We start from the raw sequence: 17,277 nt of genomic DNA on the forward strand, positions 1-17,277 counted from the left end.
AGGTGCCGGGGGTCACCCGCCAGGGAGGACGGCCGTCGGGGGGCGGCCGGCCCGGGAGCACGGCGGGCGATCCGCCCTGGCGAGGCCCACGGACCCGCCGACGATCGGGCACAGCAGGACGCAGCCCGGCGGGCGGATCGTCCCGCCGGGGCGAAGCCACCGCACCCATCCGGTGATCAGGCACAGGAAGATGCGGGAAGAGGCGGCCCGGCGGGGCGATCCGGCCGGGGCGGGGACCCGGCGGTCGGCCGCGGAGAGATGTGACGCCCCGGAGCTGCCGCCGGCCGCCCCCGCGGTCAGCCGTAGGGCGGGGGGACGCCCCGCGTGAGCACGGTGCGCAGGACCGCGAAGGTGTCCCGCAGGGCGGCCAGTGCCTCCGGGACGCGCCAGGCGGAGCGGTCGCGCAGACCGACCGCGTTGGAGATGGTGCGGATCTCCAGGAACGGTGTGCCGTGCCCGGCGGCGGCCTCGGCGGCCCCGAACCCCTCCATCGCCTCGGCGGCGGCGCCGTGACGTTCCCGCAGTACGGCGGCGCGTTCGGCGGTGCCGGTGGCGGTGGAGACGGTCAGGACGGGGGCGTGGACGGCTCCGAGCCCGCGGGCGACGGCCGCGGCGAGGTGGGGCGCGCAGGTGTGTGCGGTGGTGCCGAAGCCGAGGGCGTCGACGGGCAGGAACCCGTCGGGCGAGTCGGCCCCGAGGTCGGCGGCGATGACCCGGTCGGCGACGACGACGGAGCCGAGGGCCGCGACCGGGGCGAAGCCGCCCGCGATGCCGGCGGAGACGACCAGGTCGTAGGGTTCGCCGCGGGCGGCCGCCGCGGTCAGCGCGGTCGCGGTGCTCGCCGCCGACGCGGCCGGTCCGACGCCCCCGACGACGAGGTCGGCGCGGACCGGCCGGTGACCGGGACCGTCGCCGCCCGGCGTCACGCGGACCGCGTCCAGCCCTGACGGCGCGGGCGCGGGCGGCGGGGACGTGGCCGCGGGACCGAACCCGCGGGCCGCGGCGTCGCGTTCGGCGGCGACCGCGGTGACGACGAGGACACGGACACCGCTCATGACGAGAACTGGACCTGTCCGTGGTCCCCGATCACGAGGCGGTGGGTGGCGGGCAGCCGGGGAGCGAGGGTGACCTTGACGTTGCGTCCGACGAGGGACCCCTCCACGCGGCGGATGCGGTCGAAGGAGGACTCCCGCAGGACGATGGAGTACTCGATCTCGCTGTGGCTGATCAGGCACTCCTCGGCGACCGACGTGGACGGTCCGATGTAGGAGTCGGTGACGACGCTGCCCGCGCCGATGATGGCGGGGCCCACGATGCGGGAGCGCCGGACCTGGGCCCCGGCCTCGATCCTGACCCGTCCGATGATCTCGCTCTCGTCGTCCACGCAGCCGTCGACGCGGGGCTGGAGGCGTTCCAGGAGCGTGCGGTTGACCTCCAGCATGTCGGTGACGTTGCCGGTGTCCTTCCAGTAGCCGGTGATGACGGTGGAGCGCACGGTCATCCGCCGGTCGATCATCCACTGGAGGGCGTCGGTGATCTCCAGTTCGCCGCGGGCGGAGGGCCGGATGGCGCGGACGGCGTCGTGGACGACGGGGCTGAACAGGTAGACGCCGGCGACGGCGAGGTCGCTGCGCGGGGTCCGCGGCTTCTCCTCGAGTTCGACGACGTTGCCCTGGTCGTCGGTCACGGCCACGCCGAAGGCGGTGGGGTCGCTGACGCGGGTGAGGAGGATCTGCGCGTCGCAGGGGTTCTTGCGGAACTCGTCGACGACGTCGCTGATGCCGTCCAGGACGAAGTTGTCGCCGAGGTACATCACGAAGTCGTCGTCGCCGAGGAAGGACCGGGCGATGAGGACCGCGTGGGCGAGACCGAGGGGTTCGCTCTGCGGGATGTAGGTGATGTCGAGGCCGAAGGCGGAACCGTCGCCGACCGCGGCCTGGATCTCGGCGGCGGTGCTGCCGACGATGACGCCGACCTCGGTGATGCCGGCGGCGGCGATGGATTCCAGTCCGTAGAAGAGGATCGGCTTGTTGGCGACCGGGACCAGTTGCTTGCTGGACGTGTGGGTGATCGGTCGCAGTCGCGTACCGGATCCCCCCGCGAGCACAAGAGCCTTCACTGTTCCATCCAGGTGACAAGGGGCGGACGGCCGGCGGGGCTGGGGGTTCCCGGCCGTGTGGAGCGGATCGGTGGGCGGGGACGCCCGCGGTCGTGCGGGCGCCGGGTCATGTTCGGGTCGTGGGACGGATCGGGCGGTCGGCGGGTCGGTCGGGGTCGGGATCGAAGTCGGTGTGCGGGCCGGGGGCCGCCGCGACGGGAACGGGTCCGCGCCGCGGCGGCCGGAGGCCGGTGCTCAGGCGTCGTCGAGGTCGCCCTCCAGGAAGGCGCGGAGTTCCTCGTCGGAGACCTCGTCGGTGAGTGCGTCCGGGCCCTGTCCCGGTGCCGGGGGCGGCGTCGGGACCGGCGTCGGGACCGGTGCCGGGGCGCCGTCGAGCCGGGCCAGGAAATCGCGCAGCCGCACCCGCAGCCCCGCGTGGAGGTCCGGGTCCGCCAGCGCTTCCGCGAACCGCGCCTCCAGTTGCTCCAGCCGGTCCGCGGCGGCCGGGGAGGCGGCGGGCGGTTCGGCCGGGGCCATCCGCTCCAGCAGGTGGGCGGCGAGCCGCTCGGGCGTGGGGTGGTCGAACATGAGCGTCGCCGGCAGCCGTACGCCCGCGAGCGTGCCGAGCCGGTTGCGCAGTTCGACGGCGGTCAGGGAGTCGAAGCCGATGTCCAGGAAGCCTCGCTCGGGATCGAGGGAGTCGGGGGTGTCGTGGCCGATGACCAGGGCCGCCTGGGCGAGCACGGCTTCCAGTACGGCACTGTGGCGGGCGTCCGCGTCCAGCCCGGCCAGCCGTTCGCGCAGGCTGTCCCCGGCGGGGGCGGTGGCCGGCGCGGCGGGGCCCGTAGGGGCCGCCTGCCGGGCGCGGGCGGGAACGAGGTCGCGGAGCAGGTCGGGCACCGCGCCGTCCGGCCCGCGCAGCGCGCCGGTGTCCAGGTCCGCGGGGGCGAACCAGGCCTGGGTGCTGCGCAGCGCCGTGTCGAGCAGGGCGAGCGCGTCGGCCGTCTCCATGGGGCGCAGGCCGCTGCGGGCGATGCGGCGCAGGTCGGTCTCGGCCAGCGTGCCGGTCATTCCGCTGCGCTCCGCCCACAGGCCCCAGGCGAGGGACTGCACGCGGCGTCCGGCGGCGGTACTGCGGGCGGCGAACGCGTCGAGGAAGGCGTTGGCGGCCGCGTAGTTGGCCTGTCCGGCCCCGCCGAGGGTGCCGGCGAGGGAGGAGAACAGGACGAGCGCGGCGCCGGTGTCGCGGGTCAGTTCCGCCAGCAGCAGAGACGCGTCGGCCTTGGCGCGCAGCACGGTGTCCAGGCGTTCCGGGGTGAGCGACTGCACGATGCCGTCGTCGAGGACGCCGGCGGTGTGCACGACCGCGGTCAGCGGCCGGTCGTCGGGGACCTGGGCGAGCAGCGCGGTCAGGGCCTGCCGGTCGGCCACGTCGCAGGCGGCGACGGTGACGCGGGCGCCGTGGGCGCGCAGTTCCTCGCACAGTTCGGTCATGCCCTCGGCGGCGGCGCCGCGCCGTCCGGCCAGCAGCAGCGAGCGGGTGCCGTGCGCGGTGACCAGGTGGCGGGCGATCCGCCGGGCCAGGACGCCGCCGGCGCCGGTGACGAGCACCGTGCCGTCGCCGACGGCGTCGGGCGCGTCGGTGTCGGGTGTGGCGCGGGTCAGCCGCGGGACCAGGGCGGCCCCGTCCCGCAGTGCGGTCTCGCTGTCCTCGCCGGCCAGGGCGGTGGGCAGCAGGGCCAGGGAGGCGGCCGTGCCGTCGTGGTCGATGAGCGCGAACCGGCCGGGGTTCTCGGTCCGCGCCGCACGGACCAGGCCCCATACGGCGGCGTGCGCGGGATCGGTGCGGGAGGCGTCGCCGAGACCGGTGGTGACCGCGTGGCGGGTCAGCAGGACCAGCCGGGAGGCGGCGAGGGCGTCCTGCGCGAGCCACTCGGTCACCAGCCGCAGCACGTGGTGGGTGGCCTGCCGGGCGGCGGTGGCGGGATCGGTGTCGTCGTCGGGCGTCGGCACGACGGCCAGCACGGTGCGCGGTGCGGCGGTCCCGGTGGTCGCCGCGGCCAGCGCGGCCGGATCGGCGTACCGCACGGCTTGGTCGAGGACCGGGTGGCCGGCGAGGTCCGCCGCCGGGCCCACGAGGTGCGGCGGGGCGACGGCGCCGGACGGTCCGGCGGGGGCCGCCGGGGTCCAGCGGACGGTGTGCAGCGCGCCGGCGCCCGCGGTGGCCGGCAGGGCCGCGGTGTCCACGGCCCGCAGGGCGAGCGTGCCGATCTCCGCGACCGGCGCCCCGGTGCCGTCGAGGAGCGTCACCCGGTGGGTGTGCTCCCCGGCCGGCACGAGCCGCACCCGCAGGGCGTCGGGCCCGGCGGCGTGCGGGGTGACGTCCTGGAAGGCGAACGGCAACACGGTGCCCGTGCCGTCGGTGGCGGTGAGGGCCACGGTGTGCAGGGCCGCGTCGAGGAGAGCGGGATGGATGCGGAACCGGTCGGTGCCCTGGAGGTGTTCGCCGTCCTCGGGAGCGATCTCCGCGTACACCGTGTCGCCGTCGCGCCAGGCGGCGCGCAGCCCGCGGAAGGCGGGGCCGTAGGCGAAGCCGCGCTCGGCGATCCCCTCGTACAGGCCGCTCACGTCCACGGGGGTGGCGCCGGGCGGCGGCCAGGTGGCCGGAGCGGGCTCGCCGGCGGCCGCCGGGGCGGCGCACAGGACGCCTTCGGCGTGCCGGGTCCAGGGGGCGTCCGCGCCGTCGCCGGTGACGGGTCGGGAGTGCACGGTCAGCGTGCGGTCGCCGTCCGGGCCGGGCGCCGAGACGCCGACCTGGAGCTGCACGCCGCCGTGTCCGGGCAGGACGAGCGGCGTGTTCAGCGTGAGGTCGCCGACGCGGCCTGCGCCCACGTGGGCGCACGCCTCGAGGGCGAGGTCCAGGAAGGCGGTGCCGGGGAACAGGATCCGGCCGTCGAGGGCGTGGTCGGCGAGCCAGGGCCGGCTGTCCACGGAGATGGTGCCGGTCAGGAGCAGGCCGTCGCCGTCGGCCAGCGGCACGGCCGCGGTGAGCAGGGGGTGCCGTACGGAGTCCGGGCCGCCGGCGCTGCCGGTCGCCTCCAGCCAGTAGCGGCGCCGCTGGAAGGGGTAGGTCGGCAGGTCGGTGCGCCGGGCACCGGTGGGGGCGAACCAGGTGTCCCAGCCGACGTGGTGGCCGTGGGTGTGCAGCCGGGCGAGGGCGGTGGTCAGCGACCGGTCCTCCTCGGTGTCCCGGGCGAGGGTGGGCACCAGGAGGGCGTCGTCGCCGGCGCATTCCCCGGCGAGCGCGGTGAGCACGCCGCCCGGGCCGATCTCCACGTAGGTGGTGACGCCCTGCTCCTGGAGGGTGCGGACGCCGGCCCGGAAGCGGACGCTTTCGCGGACCTGGCGCACCCAGTAGGCGCCGTCGAGGGGTTCGGCGGCGGTGACGGGGCGTCCGGTGACGGTGGAGACCACCGGCAGTTCGGGGACCTCGTGCGCCAGCCCCGCGGTGTGCTCGGCGAAGGCGTCGAGCATGCCGTCCATGTGGTGCGAGTGGAAGGCGTGGCTGACGTTGAGGCGGCGGGTCCTGCGGCCCTGTGCGGCGAGTTCGGCGGCGAGCGCGGTGACGTCGCCCTCGTCGCCGGACAGCGTGGTGGCGAGGGGGCTGTTGTCGGCGGCGACGGACACCCGGCCCTCGTACGCGGCGAGCAGGGGTGCCACCTCCTCCGCGGGGGCCTGGACGGAGATCATGGCGCCGCCCTCGGGGAGGCCGGCCATGAGCCGGCCGCGCACGGCGACCAGGTGGCAGGCGTCCTCCAGGGTGAGGGCGCCGGCGGCGTGGGCGGCGGCGATCTCGCCGACGGAGTGGCCGAGCAGCACGTCGGGCCGTACGTCCAGGCTCTCCAGCAGCCGGTACAGGGCGACCTGCACGGCGAACAGTGCGGCCTGGGTGTAGTCGGTGCGGTCGAGCAGGGCAGCTTCCGCGCTGCCGGGTTCGGCGAACAGGACGTCGCGCAGCGGTGTGCCGAGGTGGGCGTCGAGGTGGGCGCAGACGGCGTCGAGCGCGTCGGCGAACACGTCGTGGGTCTCGTACAGGGCCCGGCCGGTCCCGGGGCGCTGGGTGCCCTGGCCGGAGAAGAGGAACGCCGTCCTGCCGCCGCGGCCGCGGCCCGTGATCAGCTGGGGGTGTTCCCGGCCCTCGGCGAGGGCGGTGAGCGCCTGGGTGAGGGTGTCGGTGCCGTCGGCCACGACGGCCGCCCGGTCCTCCAGCCGGGCGCGGGTGGTCGCCAGGGACAGCGCGAGGTCGGCCGGCGCGGTCCGGGGGTGGGCGGTGAGGTGGTCCAGGAGGCGGCGGGCCTGGTCGCGCAGGGCGGCGGTGCCGCGGGCGGACAGCAGCCAGGGAAGTGCCCGCGCGGGCCGGGCGCCGGGCTGCGGCTGCGCCGGTGCGGGCAGGTCCGGCTCCTGGAGGATGACGTGGGCGTTGGTGCCGCTGACCCCGAAGGAGGAGACGCCGGCGCGCCGGGGCCCGTCGCCCGGTTCCCAGACCCGCTGCTCGTGCAGCAGGCGCACGGCGCCGCTGGACCAGTCGATGTGCGGGGAGGGACGGTCGGCGTGCAGGGTGCGCGGCAGGATGCCGTGCCGCATCGCCATCACCATCTTGATGACGCCGGCGACACCGGAGGCGGCCTGGGTGTGCCCGATGTTGGACTTCAGCGCCCCCAGCCACAGCGGGCGTTCGGCGGGCCGGTCCTGGCCGTAGGTGGCGAGCAGGGCCTGCGCCTCGATCGGGTCGCCGAGTCTCGTGCCGGTGCCGTGCGCCTCGACGGCGTCGACGTCGGCCGGGGACAGCCCGGCGGAGGCGAGGGCCTGGCGGATGACGCGCTGCTGGGCGGGGCCGCTGGGCGCGGTCAGTCCGTTGGAGGCACCGTCCTGGTTGACCGCGGTGCCCGCGACGACGGCGAGGACCGGGTGCCCGTTGCGGCGGGCGTCGGAGAGGCGTTCCAGCAGGAGCAGGCCGACGCCCTCGGCCCAGCCCGCTCCGTCGGCCTCGGCGGCGAACGGCTTGCAGCGTCCGTCGGGCGACAGCGCGCGCTGCCTGCTGAACTCGACGAACGTGTCCGGAGTGGAGATCACGGTGACGCCGCCGGCCAGGGCCAGTTCGCATTCCCCGGACCGCAGGGCCTGCACGGCCAGGTGCAGGGCGACCAGCGACGAGGAGCAGGCCGTGTCGACGGTGACGGCGGGGCCTTCGAGGCCGAAGGTGTAGGCGATCCGGCCGGAGGCGACGCTGCTCGCGCTGCCGGTGGCCAGGTAGCCCTCCAGTTCCTCGGGGGCCTTGCTCACCCTGCGGGCGTAGTCGTTGTAGTTGGAGCCCACGAACACGCCGGCCCGGGCGCCGCGCATCCCCTCCGGGTCGATGCCGGCGCGTTCGAACGTCTCCCAGGAGGTTTCGAGCAGCAGCCGGTGCTGCGGGTCGATGGCGACCGCCTCACGCGGGGAGATACCGAAGAACGCCGGGTCGAACCGGTCGGCGTCGTGCAGGAATCCGCCGTGCCGGGCGTAGGAGTGGCCGACGCGGTCGGGGTCGGGGTCGTACAGGTTCTCGATGTCCCAGCCGCGGTCGCCGGGGAACGGGGTGATGGCGTCGGTGCCGTCGGCGACGAGCTGCCACAGCTCCTCCGGGGAGGTGACGCCGCCGGGGAAGCGGCAGCCCATGCCGACGATGACCACGGGGTCGTCGGTCACGGACGCCGTGGGCAGGGCGGGCAGGGCGTCGACGGCTTGCCCGCCGAACAGTTCGCCGTCCAGGTGGGCGGCGAGGGCGGACGCGGTGGGGTGGTCGAAGGCGAGCGTGACCGGCAGCCGCAGCCCGGTGGCCTCGGCGAACCGGTTGCGCAGTTCGACCGCGGTCAGCGAGTCGAAGCCGAGGTCGCGGAAGGCGCGGCCCTCGGGAACGGCGGCGGCGTCGTCGTGCCCGAGGACGGCGGCGGCCTGCGTGCGGATCTCCATGAGCAGGGCGGCACGGCGCTCGGCGGGAGCCAGGGCGGCCAGCCGCTTGACGAGCGGCGGCCCGTCGACCGGTTCGGCCTCCCGCTCAGCCGCACGGTCGGCGACGGCGGCCCGGGTCTCGGGGAGTTCGCGCAGTGCGGCGAAGGCCCGGGCGGTGATGAGCTTCCAGTCGACGTCGGCCACGATGAGGAACTCCTCGTCCTGGTCGAGCGCCTTCTGCAGGGAGGCGACGGCGAGTTCGGGGTCCATCGGCGGCACGCCGTCGCGGCGCAGCCGTTCGGCGACCTCCTCGCCGACCATGCCGCCGCCGGCCCAGGTGCCCCAGCCGATCGAGGTGGCGGGCAGTCCCTCGGCGCGCCGGCGGGCGGCGAGGGCGTCGAGGTGGGCGTTGGCGGCGGCGTAGCTGCCCTGGCCGGGTCCGCCGAGGGTGCCCGCCATGGAGGAGAACAGGACGAACGCGTCGAGGTCCAGGTGCCGGGTGGCGGCGTCGAGGGCGAGCGCCGCGTCGGCCTTGGGCCGCAGTACGTCGTGGGCCCGCTGCGGGGTGAGGGCGTCGATGAGGCCGTCGTCGATGATGCCCGCCGTGTGGAAGACGGCGGTCAGGGTGCCGCCCCCGGGCAGGTCGTCGACGAGTCGCCGGACGGCTGCCGCGTCGGACACGTCGCAGGCGACGACCGTGGCGGGGGTGCCGAGTTCCGCGAGTTCGGCCACGAGGCCGTCGGCGCCGGGTGCGGCCGGGCCGCGCCGGGAGACGAGCACCAGGTGCTCGGCGCCGCCGCGGGCGAGCCAGCGGGCGACGTGCCGGCCGAGACCGCCGGTGCCGCCGGTGACGAGCACGGTGCCGGACGGCGTCCAGGTGCCTGCGGGGCGCGGTCCGTCGCCGGCGCGCACCAGCCGGCGGGCGAAGATCCCGGACGGGCGCACTGCGACGTGGTCCTCCTCCAGCGCCCCGGACAGGGCGGTGGCCAGGCGCCGCGCGGCCCGTGTGTCGAGCGTCTCGGGCAGGTCGACGAGACCGCCCCAGCGCTGCGGGTACTCCAGGGCGGCGATGCGTCCGAGGCCCCAGCTCATCGCCTGCAGCGGGCTGACGAGCGGGTCGCCGCGGCGGACGGTGACGGCCCCGCGCGTGGCGCACCACACGGGTGCGTCGACCCGTGCGTCGCCGAGCGCCTGGAGCAGGGCGGTCATCAGCACCATGCCGGTGGGCAGCACGCCCTCCCCCGACCACGGCGTCTCGTCCAGCGCGAGCAGCGAGAGCACTCCGCCCAAGGTGGTGTCCGCGGTGTGCTGCCGTACGAGGTCCGCCATGCGGTCGCGTTCGGCCTCGGGCTCTCCGGCGGCCATGACGCGTACGTCGCTCGCGTGCCCTTCGACGGCGTCGAGGACGGTGCGTACGAAGGGGTCGGCCTCGTACCCGGCGGGTACGACCACCAGCCAGACCCCCGGGAGTTCGGCGGCGCGGGCGGGCTGTTCGGCGCGGGGCCGCCAGGTCACCCGGTAGCGCCAGCCGTCGAGGGTCGAGCGGTTGATGCGGTCGCGCCGCCAGGACGACAGCGCCGGTACGACCTTGGCCAGTGAGCGCACGTCGTCGATGCCGAGGTCTCCGGCGAGGGCGTCGAGGTCGTGGTTCTCGACACTGGTCCAGAAGTCGTCGTCGAGGACGTCCACGCCGTCGGAGCCCGTGTCGGCAGCGGCCGGGCGGCCGACCGGTTCGAGCCAGTAGTGGCGGCGCTGGAAGGCGTAGGTGGGCAGGTCGACACGGCGCGGCGACAATCCCTCGAAGGCGACCGTCCAGTCCACCGCGACACCACGCGCCCACGCCTCACCCAACGACACGTACAGACGGTCCAGGCCGCCCTCGCCCCGCCGCAGGGAACCGACCACCACGGCATCCGCGCCCGCCGCCTCCACGGTCTCCGCCACCGGCACGGTCAGCACCGGGTGCGGACTCATCTCCAGGAACGCACCGTGCCCGGACTGGGCGAGCCGACGGACGGCCGGCTCCAACCGCACCGTCTGGCGCAGGTTGCGATACCAGTACCCGCCGTCCGTCTCACCGCCGGTGATCCACTCCCCCGTCACCGTGGACAGGAACGGCACCGACGGCTCCCCGGCCGCGACGGGGGCCAGGACTTCGGCCAACTCGGCCTCGATGGCCTCGACATGCGCCGAGTGCGAGGCGTAGTCCACCTCGATACGACGCACCCGCACACCCGACTCCTCGGCGTGCACGACCAGTTCGTCCAGCGCGTCGGCGTCGCCCGACACCACCGTGGAGGTGGGCCCGTTGACCGCCGCGACCGAAATCCGACCCTCCCACCGGCCGATCAGAGCATCGGTGTCCTCGTGGGACAGCGCGACGGACACCATCCCGCCGCGTCCGGCCAGCGCCACGATCGCCTGCGACCGCAACGCCACCACCCGCGCGCCATCCTCGACACTGAGTGCGCCCGACACCACCGCCGCAGCGATCTCGCCCTGAGAGTGACCCACCACAGCGGCCGGCCGCACCCCGAACGACTCCCACACCGCAGCCAGCGACACCATCACCGCCCACAACACCGGCTGCACCACATCCACCCGGTCCAGCCCCGGCGCACCCCCCTCACCACGCACCACATCGACCAACGACCAGTCCACGAAAGGCGACAGCGCCTCAGCGCACTGCGCGAACCGCGCCGCGAACACCGGCGAGGAGTCGAGCAGTTCGACGGCCATCCCCACCCACTGCGCCCCCTGACCCGGGAACACGAACACCGGGTCGACGGTCTCGCCGATGCGCTGGGTGGTGCCTCGGGCGAGGCCGGGGGTGGTCGTGCCGGTGGCGAGGGCGCGTACTCCGGCGAGGAGGCTGTCGTTGTCGGCGCCGACGACCACCGCGCGCTCCTCCAGGGCGGCACGGCCCGTGAGGAGGGAGTGCGCCACGTCGGCGCGGTCGGGTGTGGTGTCCGCCAGGTGGGCCAGCAGTCGTTCGGCCTGCTCCCGCAGCGCGTCCGCGGAGCGGGCGGAGAGCAGCCACGGCACGACGGTGCCGGCCGGGGCCGGGGCCGGTTCGGTGGAGTCCGGCTCTGTAGCGGGCTGTTCGAGGATCACGTGGGCGTTGGTGCCGCTGACGCCGAAGGACGAGACGGCGGCCCGGCGTGGACGGCCGTCCGCGTCCCAGGGCCGGGTCTCGGTGAGGACCTCCACATGTCCGGCCGACCAGTCGACGAACGGGGAGACCGTGTCGGCGTGCAGGGTGCGGGGCAGGGTGCCGTGCCGCATGGCCTGCACCATCTTGATGACGCCGGCCATGCCGGAAGCGGCCTGGGTGTGGCCGATGTTGGACTTCACCGAGCCCAGCCAGAGCGGGCGGTCGGCGGCGTGTTCCTGCCCGTAGGTGGCGAGGATGGCCTGCGCCTCGATCGGGTCGCCGAGCTTGGTGCCGGTGCCGTGGGCCTCGACCGCGTCGATGTCCGCGCCGGACAGCCCGGCGTCCGCCAGTGCGGCGCGGATGACGCGCTGCTGGGAGCGGCCGTTGGGCGCGGTGAGGCCGTTGGAGGCCCCGTCCTGGTTGATGGCCGAGCCGCGCACGACGGCCAGGACCTGGTGGCCGTTGGCGCGGGCGTCCGACAGCCGTTCCAGGAGCAGCACGCCCACGCCCTCGGCCATGCCCATGCCGTCGGCGTCGGCGCCGAAGGCCTTGCAGCGGCCGTCCACCGCCAGGCCCCGCTGGCGGCTGAAGCCCACCAGGCCGATCGGCTCGCCCATGACGGCGGCGCCGCCGGTCAGGGCGAGGGAGCACTCGCCGGAGCGCAGGGACCGGATGGCCAGGTGCATGGCGACGAGTGCGGAGGAGCAGCCGGTGTCCAGGGTCACGGCCGGGCCTTCGAGCCCCAGGGTGTAGGAGACACGGCCGGAGGCGATGCTGGTGACGGTACCGGTGATCAGGTGTCCTTCGAGTCCCTCGGGCACCTCGCCGCTCGCGCCGTACCCCTGGTGGGACACGCCGACGAAGACGCCCGTGTCGCTGCCGCGCAGGCTGTCGGGGGCGATACCGGCCCGCTCCAGGGTCTCCCAGCTGGTTTCCAGCAGCAGCCGCTGCTGCGGGTCCATCGCCGTCGCCTCACGCGGCGAGATACCGAAGAACCCGGCGTCGAACTCGGCGGCGTCGTGCAGGAATCCGCCCTCGCGGGCGTAGGTGGTGCCCGGCCGGTCAGGGTCGGGGTCGTACAGGTTCGCCACGTCCCAGTGTCGGTCCGCGGGCAGGGGGGAGATGGCGTCGGTCTCGTCGAGGACGAGTCGCCAGAAGTCCTCGGGCGAGTGGACGCCTCCGGGGAAGCGGCAGCCCATCGAGACGATCGCGATGGGTTCGTCCCGGTGTGCGGGGCTGTCCGCCGGGGTGGCGGGCAGGGTGGCGGCCGGCTCGTCCGCCGTGTCGTGGACGAGGTGTTCGAGCAGGTGCCGGACGAGTTCGTGAACGTTGGGGAAGTCGAACACGACGGTGGCGGGGAGGCTCAGTCCGGTCGCCGTGTTGAGGCGGTTGCGCAGTTCGACGGCGGTGAGGGAGTCGAAGCCGAGTTCCCGGAAGGCGCGCTGCGAGGCGATCTCGGTGCCGTCGGCGTGGCCGAGGACGCCGGCGACCTGGGTGCGCACGATGTCGGTGAGGGTGCGCACGCGCTCGGCGCCCGGCTGGGCGGCCAGTTCCGCGCGCAGGCCGCCGAGTCGGTCGGCGGCCTGGGCCACGTCGGGCTCGTCGGCCCGCATCGCCTCGGCCACCTCGGGGACCTCGTGCAGCAGGGGCCGGGGGTGGGCGGCCGTGAAGACGGGGACGAAGCGTTCCCAGTCGATGTCGGCGACGGCCAGGAAGGTGTCGTCGTGGTCCAGGGCCTGCTGGAGGCCGGTGACGGCCAGTTCCGCGTCCATGAACGGGATGCCGCGCCAGCGCAGCTGCTCGCGCACGACGTTGACGGCCATACCGCCGCCCTCGGGGCTCCAGATGCCCCACGCGATGGACGTTCCGGTCAGGCCGCGGGCCCTGCGGTGGTCGGCGAGCGCGTCGACGTAGGCGTTGGAGGCCGAGTACGCGCCGTGGTCGCCGCTGCCCCAGGTGCCTGCGACGGACGAGTAGAGGACGAAGGCGTCCAGCCGGTCGTGGTCGAAGACGGCGTCGAGGTTGGCCGCGCCGAGCAGCTTGGCGCGGGCACCCTCGGCGAAGAAGTCCAGGTCGGTTTCGGCGAGGGGCGCGAGCATGCCGACGCCGGCGGTGTGCACGACGGTCCGGATGGCGGGCCCGTCCGACTCGACCTCGGCCACCAGGCGTTCCAGGGCGTCGCGGTCGGCCACGTCGCAGGCCGCGATGGTGACGCGGCAGCCCAGGGCGGTCAGTTCCTCGCGCAGTTCGGCCGCGCCGGGGGCGTCCGGTCCGCGGCGGCTGGTCAGCACCAGGTGCTCGGCGCCCTTGCGGGCCAGCAGTCGGGCGGTGTGGGCGCCGAGGCCGCCGGTGCCGCCCGTGACCAGCGCGGCTCCGCTGGTGCGCCAGGCGCGCGGTGCGGTGCGTCCGGCGAGCGGGGCCCGCACCAGACGGCGGATGTGGGCGGTCCGGCCGCGCAGGGCGGTCTGGTCCTCGTCGGCGCGGGCGGCGAGAACGGCGACGAGCCCACGCGCGGTCTCCTCGTCCAACTCGGCGGGCAGGTCCACCAGTCCGCCCCACCGCCGGGGCTGCTCCAGGGCGACGACGCGTCCGAAGCCCCACAGGGCGCCCTGGAGCGGGTTGCGAACGGTGTCGCCGGTTCCGGTGGTGACGGCCTCGCTGGTCAGGATCCACAGCCGGGCGTCGAGATCGGCGTCCAGCAGCCCCTGGAGCAGGACGAGGGAGGAGGTCATGCCGGCGGTGGCACCCGGGTGGCCGGGGGCGGCTCGCTCGTCGAGCGCCAGCAGCGAGACGACGCCTTGCAGGGACGCCGGCCCGGAGACGGAGACGGCGTCCGCGAGCCGGGCGGCGACCCGGGCGCGGTCCGGATCGCCGGCGTCCACGGCGAGGGTGACGGTGGTCGCGCCCGCCTGGGCGAGGGTACGGGCCACGGCGGCGACCAGGGGGGACCGCAGGTGCGTCTCGGGGACGGCGAGGAGCCAGGTGCCGTGCAGGGTGCCGGCGGCGGGCAGGTCGTAGGGACGCCAGACCACCCGGTAGCGCCATCTGTCCACCGTGGCACGGTCGCGACCGGCCCGCCGCCACGCGGCCAGTGCCGGGACGATGTCGCCCAGTCCTTCGGTGCTGTCCAGTCCGAGGGTGCGGGCGACGTCCTGGAGGTCGCCCTCCTGAACGGTGCGCCAGAACTGCTCCTCGACCGGATCGGCGGCCTTCTGCCCGGCCTTCGGCGCCTCCAGCCAGTAACGGCGGCGCTGGAAGGCGTAGGTGGGCAGGTCGACACGGCGCGGCGACAGCCCCTCGAAGGCGACCGTCCAGTCCACCGCCACACCGCGCGCCCACGCCTCACCCAACGACACATACAGACGGTCCAGGCCGCCCTCGCCCCGCCGCAGGGAACCAACCACCACGGCGTCCGCACCGGCCGCCTCCACGGTCTCCGCCACCGGAACGGTCAGCACCGGATGCGGACTCATCTCCAGAAACGCGCCATGCCCCTCGGCGACCAGCGCGGCGATCGCGGGCTGCAGCAACACCGTCTGCCGCAGGTTGCGATACCAGTACCCGGCATCCGTCTCACCATCGGTGATCCACTCCCCCGTCACCGTTGACAGGAACGGCACCGACGGCTCCCCGGCCGCAACCGGAGCCAGCACCTCGGCCAACTCAGCCTCGATGGCCTCCACATGCGCCGAATGCGAGGCGTAGTCCACCTCGACACGACGCACCCGCACACCCGACTCCTCGGCATGCACGACCAGTTCGTCCAGCGCGTCCGCATCACCGGAGACAACCGTGGAGGTGGGCCCGTTGACCGCAGCAACCGAGATCCGGCCCTCCCACCGGCCGATCAGAGCATCGGTGTCCTCATGAGACAGCGCCACCGACACCATCCCACCACGTCCGGCCAGCGCCACGATCGCCTGCGACCGCAACGCCACCACCCGCGCGCCATCCTCGACACTGAGTGCGCCCGACACCACCGCCGCAGCGATCTCACCCTGTGAGTGGCCCACCACAGCGGCCGGCCGCACCCCGAACGACTCCCACACCGCAGCCAGCGACACCATCACCGCCCACAGCACCGGCTGCACCACATCGACCCGGTCCAGCCCCGGAGCATCCCCCTCACCACGCACCACATCGACCAACGACCAGTCCACGAAAGGCGACAGCGCCTCAGCGCACTGCGCGAACCGTGCCGCGAACACCGGCGAGGAGTTGAGAAGTTCGACGGCCATCCCCACCCACTGCGCCCCCTGCCCCGGGAACACGAACACCGGGTCGACGGTCTCGCCGGGGCTCGTGGTGAGGCCGCGTGCGGTGTTGGCGGGCTGTTCGCCGCGGGCCACGGCGCGCAGGGCGTCCAGAAGGGCGTCGCGGTCGGCGCCGACGACCACCGCGCGCTCCTCCAGGGCGGCACGGCCGGTGGCCAGGGTGTGGGCGACGTCCGCGATGCGGAGGTCCGCGGACTGCACGCGCTCGGCGAGCCGTTGGGCCTGCTCCCGCAGCGCGGTCTCGGAGCGCGCGGACAGCAGCCACGGTACGACGGTCCCGGGCCGCTCGGTGTCGGGTCGCTCGGTGTCGGAGGCTTCCAACTCCTCGACGGAGGGCGCCTGTTCGATGACGACGTGTGCGTTGGTGCCGCTGCCGCCGAAGGAGGAGACGCCGACGCGGCGCGGCCGGTCGTGCTCGGGCCAGGAGACGGGTTCGGTGAGCAGGCGCAGCGCGCCCGAGGACCAGTCGACGTGGGGGGTGAGTTCGTCCGCGTGCAGGGACTTGGGGACGATGTCGCGCCGCAGGGCCTCGACCATCTTGATGACACCGGCGATGCCCGAGGCGGCCTGGGTGTGGCCGATGTTGGACTTCAGGGAGCCGATCCAGAGGGGACGGTCGGCGTCGTGTTCCCTGCCGTAGGTGGCGAGGAGCGCCTGTGCCTCGATCGGGTCGCCGAGCTTGGTGCCGGTACCGTGCGTCTCGACCACGTCCACGTCCGCCGCCGACACCCCGGCGTCCGCGAGGGCCGCGCGGATGACCCGCTGCTGCGAGGGACCGTTCGGCGCGGTGAGACCGTTGGACGCGCCGTCCTGGTTGATGGCGGAGCCCCGCACCACCGCGAGGACCTGGTGGCCGCGCTCCTGTGCGTCCGAGAGCCGCTCCAGCAGGAGCACGCCGACGCCCTCGCCCCAGCCGGTGCCGTCGGCTCCGGCGGCGAACGGCTTGCAGCGGCCGTCGGGCGCGAGTCCGCGCTGACGGCTGAACTCGATGAAGTTGCGCATGGTGGCCATGACGGTGGCACCGCCGGCGACGGCCATGGAGCATTCGCCGGAGCGCAGGGCGCGGACCGCGAGGTGCAGCGCGACCAGCGACGAGGAGCACATGGTGTCGAGGCTGACGGCGGGGCCCTCGAAGCCGAGGCTGTAGGCGATACGGCCGGACAGGACCGCGGCGGATCCGCCGGTCAGCAGGTGCCCTTCGACGCCTTCGGGGGCGCCCGTGCCGTCGTTGGCGTACGCCTGGTTGCTGGCGCCGATGAAGACGCCCGTGTCGCTGCCGCGCAGGGCGGTCGGATCGATGCCGGCCCGCTCGAACGCTTCCCAGGTGGTCTCCAGCAGCAGGCGCTGCTGCGGGTCCATCGCCGTCGCCTCACGCGGCGAGATTTCGAAGAAGCCGGCGTCGAACTCGGCGGCGTCGTGCAGGAAGGCGCCCTGGCGGACGTAGCTCGTGCCGACCCGGTCGGGGTCCGGGTCGTAGAGCGCGTCCAGGTCCCAGCCACGGTCGGTCGGCAGGTCCGAGACGGTGTCGACGCCGTCGGCGACGACCTGCCACAGGTCCTCGGGGGTGCGCACGCCGCCGGGCATACGGCAGGCGGTCGCCACGATGGCGATGGGTTCGTGCGCCCGCGTCTCCAGGTGGGTGAGCCGGCGCCGTGTCTGGCGCAGGTCGGTGGTGACGCGCTTGAGGTACTCGCGGAGCTTGTCCTCGGTGGTGTCCGTGTTGCCCATGGCAGTCAGCCCTTCGAGAATCGGGAGATCGTGTC

3 protein-coding genes are annotated in these 17,277 nt (G+C 74.8%); all 3 read right to left on the reverse strand.

The genetic code is table 11. The features are described 5' to 3' along the window. Positions 1–296 precede the first annotated feature (296 nt). Positions 297–1,055, reverse strand: coding sequence for a futalosine hydrolase (locus ACIGAN_RS03685; protein WP_399854663.1), 759 nt, complete (start codon positions 1,053–1,055; stop codon positions 297–299). Beyond that, positions 1,052–2,119, reverse strand: a complete 1,068-nt coding sequence (locus ACIGAN_RS03690) for a glucose-1-phosphate thymidylyltransferase (RefSeq protein ID WP_365099088.1) — start codon at positions 2,117–2,119, stop codon at positions 1,052–1,054. Before ACIGAN_RS03690 ends, ACIGAN_RS03685 begins: the two co-directional genes overlap by 4 nt. 234 nt (positions 2,120–2,353) lie before the next feature. Further along, positions 2,354–17,263: a type I polyketide synthase gene (locus ACIGAN_RS03695; protein WP_399855317.1), complete on the reverse strand. Its 14,910-nt coding sequence runs from the start codon at positions 17,261–17,263 to the stop codon at positions 2,354–2,356. Positions 17,264–17,277 lie beyond the last annotated feature (14 nt).

Origin of the sequence: Streptomyces sp. NPDC085931 (assembly GCF_044540565.1) — a bacterium.
Classification (GTDB): Bacteria; Actinomycetota; Actinomycetes; order Streptomycetales; family Streptomycetaceae; genus Streptomyces.

What these genes read in the sequence shown, in the direction of transcription:
- ACIGAN_RS03685 (WP_399854663.1), bottom strand. Translation starts at nt 1,055, where the DNA reads ATGAGCGGTGTCCGTGTCCTCGTCGTCACCGCGGTCGCCGCCGAACGC.